9 protein-coding genes are annotated in these 11034 nt (G+C 62.7%); 4 read left to right on the top strand and 5 right to left on the bottom strand.

The window, feature by feature from the left end:
• Positions 1-18 precede the first annotated feature (18 nt).
• Positions 19-1350: an IS4 family transposase gene (locus CW360_RS12805; RefSeq protein WP_170307333.1), complete on the top strand. Its 1332-nt coding sequence runs from the start codon at positions 19-21 to the stop codon at positions 1348-1350.
• 60 nt (positions 1351-1410) lie between these two features.
• Here CW360_RS12805 and CW360_RS12810 read toward each other — a convergent pair whose 3' ends face one another.
• The 4 genes from CW360_RS12810 to CW360_RS12825 form a co-directional block, all read right to left on the bottom strand.
• The gene (locus CW360_RS12810; RefSeq protein WP_093984878.1) at positions 1411-1746 is read right to left on the bottom strand and encodes a multidrug transporter; all 336 of its coding nucleotides are present in this window, start codon (positions 1744-1746) and stop codon (positions 1411-1413) included.
• 88 nt (positions 1747-1834) lie between these two features.
• Positions 1835-2413, bottom strand: coding sequence for a lysophospholipid acyltransferase family protein (locus CW360_RS12815; RefSeq protein WP_093984877.1), 579 nt, complete (start codon positions 2411-2413; stop codon positions 1835-1837).
• 38 nt (positions 2414-2451) lie between these two features.
• Positions 2452-3264 (bottom strand): bifunctional DNA-formamidopyrimidine glycosylase/DNA-(apurinic or apyrimidinic site) lyase, encoded by an 813-nt coding sequence (gene mutM, locus CW360_RS12820; protein ID WP_101193968.1) that lies wholly within the window; start codon positions 3262-3264, stop codon positions 2452-2454.
• 190 nt (positions 3265-3454) lie between these two features.
• Positions 3455-4270, bottom strand: a complete 816-nt coding sequence (locus tag CW360_RS12825) for an HDOD domain-containing protein (RefSeq protein WP_371870514.1) — start codon at positions 4268-4270, stop codon at positions 3455-3457.
• A gap of 221 nt (positions 4271-4491) precedes the next feature.
• Between CW360_RS12825 and CW360_RS12830 the strand changes: the two genes are divergently transcribed.
• Entirely contained in the window at positions 4492-5688 is a 1197-nt protein-coding gene (locus tag CW360_RS12830) for a class I SAM-dependent rRNA methyltransferase (RefSeq protein ID WP_101193969.1), read from the top strand.
• Between the two features lie 18 nt (positions 5689-5706).
• Here CW360_RS12830 and CW360_RS12835 read toward each other — a convergent pair whose 3' ends face one another.
• On the bottom strand, positions 5707-7440 hold the full coding sequence (locus CW360_RS12835) for a DUF4153 domain-containing protein (protein WP_101193970.1): 1734 nt from the start codon (positions 7438-7440) through the stop codon (positions 5707-5709).
• 305 nt (positions 7441-7745) lie between these two features.
• Between CW360_RS12835 and ilvD the strand changes: the two genes are divergently transcribed.
• Entirely contained in the window at positions 7746-9584 is a 1839-nt protein-coding gene (gene ilvD, locus CW360_RS12840) for a dihydroxy-acid dehydratase (RefSeq protein WP_101193971.1), read from the top strand.
• 118 nt (positions 9585-9702) lie between these two features.
• A complete protein-coding gene (locus CW360_RS12845) occupies positions 9703-11034 on the top strand; it encodes an IS4 family transposase (RefSeq protein ID WP_170307333.1) in 1332 nt (443 codons plus the stop codon).

Genomic DNA, 11034 nt, shown 5'->3' on the forward strand with positions numbered 1-11034 from the left:
CCTGGCATCGGATTTTTTATGTCTCTGCAACAGCAACTGCTCGACTTAGGTGAACTGTTCAACTTCTCGGATCTGAGCACCTTCACCCAAAACATCCCGATCGAGTGGGTGGCATCCGCTCTGGACTTGTCCGCCCAGGCCACCATAAGGCGGCGGCGTCTGCCCAGCGATCAGGTGCTCTGGCTGGTGCTTGGCATGGCCTTGTTCCGTGACGAGCCGGTGCATGAGGTCGCACGACGCCTGAATATCTGTGCCCAGGGGCTGGCCTCTCACGACCTGCTGGCCCGAAGCGGTGTCACCGAGGCGCGTAAACGATTGGGTGCCGATCCGGTTGAGTGGCTGTTTCGTCAGACGGGTAACCAGTGGGGTTGCGAGCGCTATGAGGGCGATACCTGGCAGGGCCTGCAAGTATTGGCCGTGGATGGCGCACTCCTGCGCACCCCAGACACGCCTGAACTCCGAGAGCATTTCGGCTCCGGCAATACCTCCACCGAGCGCCAGACGCCGTTTCCCATGCTGCGACTGGTAGCCCTGATGAACGTGCGCTCGCACCTGATTCTGGATGCGCAGGTGAGTCCCTACCGGCGCAGTGAGATGCGCTTGGCCGATGAGTTTATGCAGCAGATTCCCAATCAGTCGGTGACGCTGTTCGATAAGGGCTTCTGGAGTGCCGACTTGCTGTTGCGCCTGGGCGCCGCAGGGGAAAGCCGGCACTGGCTGATTCCGGCCCGCCAAGGGCTGGTTGGCGAGGAAGTCGCTCGTTACGGCAAGGGCGATCGTTTGCTGCGCATGAAGGTGTCGGCACAGGCACGAAAGCGCAACCCCGACCTGCCGACGCACTGGGAGGTACGTGAAGTCAGCTACGCCGTGAAGGACAAGATCAAGACAGTGCTCACCTCGCTGCCTGCGGATACTTACAGCGCCAAGACCATCGCCAAGCTGTATCAGGAGCGCTGGGAGATCGAGCTGGGCTTCCGGGATATCAAAAGCTCTCTGCAGCAGAATGCGATGACCCTGCGCAGCAAGGTAACGGAGCTGGTCTACCAGGAGGTCTGGGGCTTGTTGTTGGCCTACAACATCATCCGCCGCGAAGCCGGTCAGGCAGCCGTCGCCTTCGGCCGCTCTCCGGGCGACATCCGCTTCAAACCAGTAGCTCAATACATCGCCGTGCAATTGATCGTGATGGCGGCGGCCAACCCGATTTCAGCAACAGGAACACGATTGTCGGAGCTGAGAGCAGGAATCGGTGGGCTGTTTCTGGATCACCGTCCAAGGCCATCAAGACCAAGGACGGTGAAGATCTCAAAGACCCGTTATCCAGTGGATCGAAAGGCTGCTCCGCTTAAGTGAACAGCATTACGCTCATTGAGCGGCCTTTTGCTATGTGCTGAAAATCGGCTTGCAGAAGGTTTAACGCATCTGCTGCTGTTGCGTACTGCTGCAACCCAGGCAGCGCACAAAAGCTTCTCGACCCGGCTCGACCACCAGAGCGTCGGCAGCCTCACCGACATTGCCGCCCAGCGCAGTAAACGGCAAGCTGACCAGGAAGGCTGCCGTGCCCACCAGGGTAGCGCCAATCAGCAGCGGGCGTGCTACCACCAGGTCACCCACCATGGAAAAGGCGCGCGGTGCCTCGACGTTATACATCGGGTCGGTGCCATCCTGACCGGCCCAGGCCTGCAGGGGCAGCGCCATGGCCGCGGTAGTCAGGGCCAGGGCAGCGGCAGTGCTACGAAACAGGTTCATGCTTGCGATCCTTCAGCGGTTTTATGAAGAGTGGCTTAACTATAACAGCGCTGGTGAAAAAATCAGCGTGACGGGCTTCAATCGCCGGCTATTCGCCATAAAAGGCATTTTCCGGCTTCTTCGGCACATAGCCCCGATAAAACTGCAGGATCTCGCGCAGGTCGGCCTCGGCATCCCCGGTCGGCCAGAAGGTCGGACCGATAACCAAACGCCGGTTGGCATAGTCCAGCGCCCCCAGCACGACAGGCACGCCCGCACCCCGTGCGATGTGGTAGAAGCCCATGCGCCAGCGCTGCACCTTGCGCCGGGTACCTTCCGGCGATAGCACGAGGATGAACTGCTCATGCTCGCGAAAATTGCGGATCGCCTGGTCGACCACGTTGTGCGCACTGTCGCGCTGGATGGCGATGCCTCCCCAGCGGCGCAGCAACCCGGCAAACGGCCAGCGAAAGATGCTGTGCTTGCCGAACCAGCGGGCATTCAGGCGCAGCATGAACTTCAGGGCAATGAACAGCACGAAGTCCCAATTGGACGTATGGTGGGCACCAATTACCACAAACTTGTCGAGCTTGGGCAATTCGCCTTCCATGCGCCAGCCCATCAGGCGCAGCAGGGTACGGCCCAGCCACTCGGCCAGGGGATTGGGCGGTAGGAAATTACCGGACATGCAGACCTCTTATTCTTGTTGTGTCCGCTGCACAGGCCTCAGCGCTGGCAGCGCGGGCAGTAGACGCTGGCCCGCTGGCCGAGCTTGACCTCTCGCAGGGTGCTGCCGCAAGTCTTGCAAAACTCCCCGCCCCGGCCGTAGACGAACAGCTCCTGCTGGAAATAGCCTGGCTGGCCATCGCCGCCGACAAAGTCACGCAGGGTGGTCCCCCCGCGCTCGATGGCATAGGCGAGGATCCGTTTGATCTCCTCGCCCAGGCGCAGATAGCGAGCCCGTGAAATACTCCCCGCCTCGCGGCGTGGATCGATGCCGGCGGCAAACAAGGCCTCGCTGGCGTAAATATTACCGACGCCAACCACCACCGCGTTATCCATGATGAAGGGTTTGACCGCCAGGCTGCGCCCGCGCGACAGCTCATACAGACGCTCACCGTCGAAGCTGCCGCCGAGTGGCTCAGGCCCCAGCCTGGCCAACAACTCATGGGCCAGCGGCTCCTGACTCCAGAGCAGGGCACCGAAACGCCGTGGGTCGGTGTAGCGCAGCGCCAGGCCAGATTCCAGCTCGATATCGACATGCTCGTGCCTGGCCGCCGGCGTGCCCAGCGGCACCAGACGCAAACTGCCGGACATGCCCAGATGGGCAATCAGCGTGCCGCTTTCGGCCTTGATCAGCAGGTACTTGGCGCGACGCTCGACCGCCTCGATGCGCTGACCGGAAAGACGGATATCCAGGTCTTCGGGTATCGGCCAGCGCAAGCGCCGCTCACGCAGCAGGACACGGCTGACACGCTGGCCAAGCAGATGGGGCTCGATACCACGACGGGTAGTTTCGACTTCAGGTAATTCAGGCATGACCACTCCAGCCCGCGCCCACGGGCAGCTCAGGCAGGCGAAGCGTTAACAGGCCGTTGAAAAACCACCTGCGTTGGCAATACCGCGTTGAAAACGGCCTCAAAATGCTCATTTACACCACGTAAACTGTGCTTTTTCGGCCGTTTTCGCCTTGTCTTGCCTGCCTCGCCTACGTTTTTTTCAACGGCCTTTAACGGGACAGGGCAAGGTCGCGAATGCTTTCCTTGAGATTGTCATAGTCGTACTCGGAAAAACCGACGTACTCCAGCACCAGGGTACTGACACTCTGCCACTCGCGATCTTCGTCCTGGGCACCCAGCACCCGGTAGGTCGCACAGATGTTCTCAGCCATCTTGAGAATGGCCAGCAGGGTCTTCTGCTTGGCATTGCGTTCGCTGTCATCGGAAAACATCGACAACGCATTATGGTGATTGGCGATCACCTCGCAGAGGTACTCCGGCAGGCGCCAGGAACGCGCCGTGAAATACCCCACCACCGCATGATTGGTATTGAGCAGGCGGTTTTCCGTGTCGACGATGCGCTGTTCGCTGGTCGCGCTGGCGTAGGCTTCTTCGAGAATGCCCATGTAGCCGGGGAAGCGCTTGATCATCAGGGGAATGCCGCAATTGTGGAACAGCCCCAGGGTGTAGGCCTCGTCAGGCGACTGGTAGCCGATGCTCTTGGCCAGGTTAAGGCAGGTCATGGCCACATCCTGGGCGCTGTCCCAGAAGCGGTTGAGCACCACAATAGCTTCATCGGTCAGTTCACCCTTGATCGACTGGGCATTGATCAGGTTGATCACCGAATTACTACCCAGCAGATTGACTGCCTGCTGGATCGATGCAATGCGATTGGACAGGCCGAACTGCGGTGAATTTACGATTTTCAACAAGGCCCCCGACAACCCCGGATCCTGGCTGATCAGGCGGGCGATAGCCTTCAGATCAGGATAGGGCATGACCTGCTCCATCTGCAGGTCGACCATGATCTGCGGCTGGGGCGGCACGCTGATACCCTGCAGGACTTTCTGGATCTGTTCGGCGCTGAGTTCTGGTGTCATGGCAGGGCTACCACAAAATAATGCTGCCAGTTTAGCCAAGCGGAGCACAGTTTGGGCAGCCTGCGTGGCGACCTTCGGTCGCAGCCGATCAGCCTAGCCAGGCACAGCACGCACCGTGCCTGGCGCCGCCGGGTATACTGCGCGCCTGATTTTTCCGGAGCCCCACCATGACCCTGCCCAGCCTGCGCCTCAAAGCCAATGCCGATCGCCGTTTGCGCGGTGGCCACCTGTGGGTGTTCAGCAACGAAGTGGATGTCGCCGCCACGCCGTTGACGGCCTTTGCCGCCGGCGACCAGGCCATCCTGGAAACATCCAGCGGCAAACCGCTGGGCATCGTCGCCCTGAGCCCCAACAACCTGATCTGTGCCCGCCTGTTGTCGCGCGACATTCGCCATAGCCTGGACAAGTCGCTGCTGGTGCACCGCCTGCAGGTCGCCCTGTCGCTGCGCGAGCGACTGTTCGACAGCCCCTGCTATCGGTTGGTCTACGGTGACTCAGACCTGCTGCCCGGCCTGGTGATCGACCGCTTCCATGACATCCTGGTCGTACAACTGGCTTCCGCGACCATGGAGCAGCACAAGGAAGCGCTGATTGAAGCACTGGTGCAGGTGCTCAAGCCCCGCGGCATCCTGTTCAAGAACGACTCGGCCGCGCGGGATGCCGAAGGCCTGCAGCGTTATGTGGAGACGGCCTTTGGTGTCGTCCCGGAATGGGTCGCCCTGGAAGAAAACGGCGTGCGCTTCGAGGCGCCGGTACTGGGCGGGCAGAAAACCGGCTGGTTCTACGACCATCGCATGAACCGTGCGCGCCTGGCCCCCTACGTCAAGGGCAAGCGGGTGCTCGACCTGTTCAGTTATATCGGCGGCTGGGGCGTGCAGGCCGCCGCCTTTGGGGCCAGCGAGGTGTTCTGCGTGGACGGCTCGGCCCTGGCCCTGGATGGCGTGGAGCGCAATGCCGCACTCAACGGCGTGGCCGAAAAGGTCACCTGCATCGAAGGTGACGTGTTCGCTGCCCTGCGCGAGCTGAAAGCGGCCGAAGAACGCTTCGACGTGGTGGTCGCTGACCCGCCCGCCTTCATCAAGCGCAAGAAGGACCTGAAGAACGGCGAAGCCGCCTACCGCCGCCTCAACGAAGCCGCCATGCGCTTGCTCAGCAAGGACGGCATTCTGGTCAGCGCCAGTTGCTCCATGCACCTGCCCGAGGATGATCTGCAGAACATCCTGCTGCAGAGCGCACGCCATCTGGATCGCAACATCCAGCTGCTCGAGCGCGGTGCACAGGGCCCCGATCATCCGGTACATCCGGCCATCGTCGAGACGCGCTACATCAAGAGCCTGACCGTACGTCTGCTGCCCAACAGCTGAGGCAGCGGAAAAATCGGCTCAGTCCGTGGACGGGCGAGGCACGTAAAGTGTCTCGCCGACCTGCAGGCTCTGGTAGCGTGGCGTGATCCGCTGCACGCGCCCCTCGCGAATCGCTGCGATCAACGACTCGCTCGCATACACCTCCTTGAAGCGCCCGGCCGCCTGCCAGCGCCCTTGCCCGTCACGGGCAAAGAACAGCAGCTCACTGCCGTAATGTTCCGTCGGTAGCAACAGCACCTCGTTAGCCGCGTCGCCATCCAGGTCGACAGCCCACAACAGGCAGCCAGCATAGCGACACGCTTCCTCAAGATGCTGCCTGCCAACTACCCGATGCGCCTCGTCCTCCGCGCTGCCCAACCACTTCAGCGTGCCTGCAGGCAAGGCTTGCGGGTCGGCGGGAGCCGGTGCATAGGGGCCCTGCTGTTCCGTGCTGTGCAAACGCTCCAGCAAGGCGCTACGCGCCGGCTCATCAAGTAGCTGGCCTGCTTGCAGGCGCTCGCGCAGCGCATTGAACTGCGCCACACCGGCATAACCCAGACGCTCACGCAGATAGCGCAACGTCTCCGCCTGCACCTCATCCTGAGTGTTCAGCACACGCTGCAGCTGGCTGCGCGCGCTGATTTCCAGCGCGTTGAACCAGGGGCTGTGCGCCAGCACCAGCAGGCCACACAGGCACAAAGCCAGCGGCGGATTGCTGCGCCGCAGATTGCCCAGCCAGACAGCCTGGCGTGGCCATAGCGCGCACAGCAGCGCCAGGCTGTAACACAGCGCCACCAGCACCAGCAGCGCGGCGTAGAAGCGCTGCGGGGTGAAGCCGTACTGCACAATGCGCAACCCGCTCGAATAGCCGGCCAGCAGCGCCAGCAGCAACAGGCAGGGGATGCTGGCTGTCACCAGATAACGCAACACCCGCGGATAGCTGACTGCCTCGCTGCCATCCTGAAACACCCCGTTGATGAACAGCAGATTGCTAAACACCAGGCACAGTAGGATGGCCGTGGAATGCCCGGTCTGCCAGACAGGCTGCAAGCCGGTAAACGGCAGGGTCAGGGTAAACAGCAGGGCAATCGCGGCACTCAGCGGCAGCAGGAAACGACACAGCGCCAGCAGAATGCCACGCAACAAGCCGATGACCCGCTGGTTCTCGCAGCCCATGCGTACGCCCATGGCGAACACCAGCAGAGGCGCCAACGCCATGAAGCCAGTTGAACCGAATAGCTCACCGACCGCGCGGATGCCCAACATGTCGAACAGCCCGGCACACAGCAGCAACAGCAAGCTGAAGGCCGCCACCAGCAGCACGCCCAGCAGCAGGATGAACACCGTGTTCCAGGCATGCTGGAACAGGTCCGGGTAGCGCAGGCGACCCGCTACGCGACTGGGCCAACTGAGAATGAAGGCCAGCGCGATGTAGGCGATCAGGGGTGCGCTCAGCCCCCAACTCAAACGTATCAGGCTGCTCCCCCCCGCCGGGGCGTCCAGCGGCCTGGTCAGCCATAGCAGGCTGCCGGTCACCCCGCCCATGAGTACGGCCAGGCCGCCCAGCAGAAACAGGGCACCCCGCAGGCGAGCCTGCCCAGCCAACAGCTGCACGCCCAGGCCGGCCACCAGCGCCATGACCAGCAACGCCCACGCCAGGCTGACCTGCACCGGCTGGAACAGCCCCAAACTCTGCACCCACCACAGCAACAGGCCCTGCCCCAGGCCGATCGCCAGGTAGAAAAGCGGTGAGCGAAGCGACAGCGCAGGCATAACGGGCATCCTTGCAGGTGGCTGATACGCGGCGCAGTTTAGGCCAGTGCCCGCCCCCAGGCTGCGCACTGCCAGGCAAATCGTTACACAACCAGCGCGCGAGCGGCCTTTCGTGGCAGCGCCCGCGGGATTAGAATCGAGGCTCCCTGCCATATCTCAGGCGGGCCAGTGAGACCGGCCGGGCACGCGGTGATCCCGCAGCGCCAGCAGGCCACCAGGGCGGCAGCGACCATTTATCACTGGCTGCCGGCACCCACCATGCTCACCCCAAGACCATCACCTGATTAGCCTGCAGGAATGCCGCAATGCCTGACTACCGCTCGAAAACCTCCACCTTCGGTCGCAACATGGCCGGCGCCCGCGCCCTGTGGCGCGCCACCGGGATGAAGGACGAAGACTTCAAGAAGCCGATCATCGCCATCGCCAACTCCTTCACCCAGTTCGTCCCCGGCCACGTGCACCTGAAGGACCTCGGCCAGCTGGTCGCCCGCGAGATCGAGAAAGCCGGCGGCGTGGCCAAGGAATTCAACACCATCGCCGTCGACGACGGCATCGCCATGGGCCACGACGGCATGCTCTATTCGCTGCCGAGCCGCGAGATCATCGCCGACTCCGTGGAATACATGGTCAACGCCCACTGCGCCGACGCCATCGTCTGCATCAGCAACTGCGACAAGATCACCCCCGGCATGCTGATGGCCGCCCTGCGCCTGAACATCCCGGTGGTGTTCGTCTCCGGCGGGCCGATGGAAGCCGGCAAGACCAAGCTGGCCAGCCACGGCCTGGACCTGGTCGACGCCATGGTGGTCGCGGCCGACGATTCCTGCTCCGACGAGAAGGTCGCCGAGTACGAGCGCAGCGCCTGCCCGACCTGCGGCAGCTGCTCCGGCATGTTCACCGCCAACTCGATGAACTGCCTGACCGAGGCCCTCGGCCTGTCGCTGCCGGGCAACGGCTCGACCCTGGCCACCCACAGCGACCGCGAACAGCTGTTCCTGCGCGCCGGCCGGCTGATCGTCGACCTGTGCCGCCAGTACTACAACGAAGGCAACGACAACGTCCTGCCGCGCAACATCGCCAGCTTCAAGGCCTTCGAGAACGCCATGACCCTGGACATCGCCATGGGTGGCTCGACCAACACCATCCTGCACCTGCTGGCCGCCGCCCAGGAGGCCGAGCTGGCCTTCGACCTGCGCGACATCGACCGGCTGTCGCGCAAGGTGCCGCAGCTGTGCAAGGTGGCTCCGAACATCCAGAAGTACCACATGGAAGACGTGCACCGCGCCGGCGGCATCTTCTCGATCCTCGGTGAACTGGCCCGCGGCGGCCTGCTGCACACCGACGTGCCGACCGTGCACAGCCCGAGCATGGCCCAGGCTATCGCCCAGTGGGACATCACCCAGACCAGCGACGAAGCCGTGCACACCTTCTTCAAGGCTGGCCCGGCCGGTATCCCGACCCAGGTGGCGTTCAGCCAGAGCACCCGCTGGGAGACCCTGGACGACGACCGCGAAAACGGCTGCATCCGCAGCGTCGAGCACGCCTACTCGCAGGAAGGCGGCCTGGCCGTGCTCTACGGCAACATCGCCCTGGACGGCTGCGTGGTGAAGACCGCCGGCGTGGACGAATCCATCCACGTCTTCGAAGGCCGGGCGAAGATCTTCGAGAGCCAGGACAGCGCCGTGAAGGGCATCCTCGCCGACGAAGTGAAGCCGGGCGACATCGTCATCATCCGCTACGAAGGCCCGAAAGGCGGCCCGGGCATGCAGGAAATGCTCTACCCGACCTCCTACCTGAAGTCCAAGGGCCTCGGCAAAGACTGCGCCCTGCTCACCGACGGCCGTTTCTCCGGCGGCACCTCGGGCCTGTCCATCGGCCACGCCTCGCCGGAAGCCGCCGCCGGCGGTGCCATCGGCCTGGTCCAGGACGGCGACAAGGTGCTGATCGACATCCCCAACCGCAGCATCAACCTGCTGGTGTCGGATGACGAACTGGCCGCGCGTCGTGCCGAGCAGGACAAGAAGGGCTGGAAGCCGGCGCAGCCGCGTGCACGCAAGGTCTCCACCGCCCTGAAAGCCTACGCGCTGCTGGCCACCAGTGCCGACAAGGGCGCCGTACGTGACAAGGCACTGCTGGACGGCTGAGCCCGCCCCTGAGCCTGAAGAGCCCGGCCTAGTGCCGTAATGCTGTTCACTTAAGCATTTGAGCCCTGACGGGGCTTCCCCGAAAATCCGATGTCAGGTTCCTGGCATCGGATTTTTTATGTCTCTGCAACAGCAACTGCTCGACTTAGGTGAACTGTTCAACTTCTCGGATCTGAGCACCTTCACCCAAAACATCCCGATCGAGTGGGTGGCATCCGCTCTGGACTTGTCCGCCCAGGCCACCATAAGGCGGCGGCGTCTGCCCAGCGATCAGGTGCTCTGGCTGGTGCTTGGCATGGCCTTGTTCCGTGACGAGCCGGTGCATGAGGTCGCACGACGCCTGAATATCTGTGCCCAGGGGCTGGCCTCTCACGACCTGCTGGCCCGAAGCGGTGTCACCGAGGCGCGTAAACGATTGGGTGCCGATCCGGTTGAGTGGCTGTTTCGTCAGACGGGTAACCAGTGGGGTTGCGAGCGCTATGAGGGCGATACCTGGCAGGGCCTGCAAGTATTGGCCGTGGATGGCGCACTCCTGCGCACCCCAGACACGCCTGAACTCCGAGAGCATTTCGGCTCCGGCAATACCTCCACCGAGCGCCAGACGCCGTTTCCCATGCTGCGACTGGTAGCCCTGATGAACGTGCGCTCGCACCTGATTCTGGATGCGCAGGTGAGTCCCTACCGGCGCAGTGAGATGCGCTTGGCCGATGAGTTTATGCAGCAGATTCCCAATCAGTCGGTGACGCTGTTCGATAAGGGCTTCTGGAGTGCCGACTTGCTGTTGCGCCTGGGCGCCGCAGGGGAAAGCCGGCACTGGCTGATTCCGGCCCGCCAAGGGCTGGTTGGCGAGGAAGTCGCTCGTTACGGCAAGGGCGATCGTTTGCTGCGCATGAAGGTGTCGGCACAGGCACGAAAGCGCAACCCCGACCTGCCGACGCACTGGGAGGTACGTGAAGTCAGCTACGCCGTGAAGGACAAGATCAAGACAGTGCTCACCTCGCTGCCTGCGGATACTTACAGCGCCAAGACCATCGCCAAGCTGTATCAGGAGCGCTGGGAGATCGAGCTGGGCTTCCGGGATATCAAAAGCTCTCTGCAGCAGAATGCGATGACCCTGCGCAGCAAGGTAACGGAGCTGGTCTACCAGGAGGTCTGGGGCTTGTTGTTGGCCTACAACATCATCCGCCGCGAAGCCGGTCAGGCAGCCGTCGCCTTCGGCCGCTCTCCGGGCGACATCCGCTTCAAACCAGTAGCTCAATACATCGCCGTGCAATTGATCGTGATGGCGGCGGCCAACCCGATTTCAGCAACAGGAACACGATTGTCGGAGCTGAGAGCAGGAATCGGTGGGCTGTTTCTGGATCACCGTCCAAGGCCATCAAGACCAAGGACGGTGAAGATCTCAAAGACCCGTTATCCAGTGGATCGAAAGGCTGCTCCGCTTAAGTGA

The sequence above is a fragment of the Pseudomonas fluvialis genome (assembly GCF_002835605.1).
GTDB lineage: Bacteria > Pseudomonadota > Gammaproteobacteria > Pseudomonadales > Pseudomonadaceae > Aquipseudomonas > Aquipseudomonas fluvialis.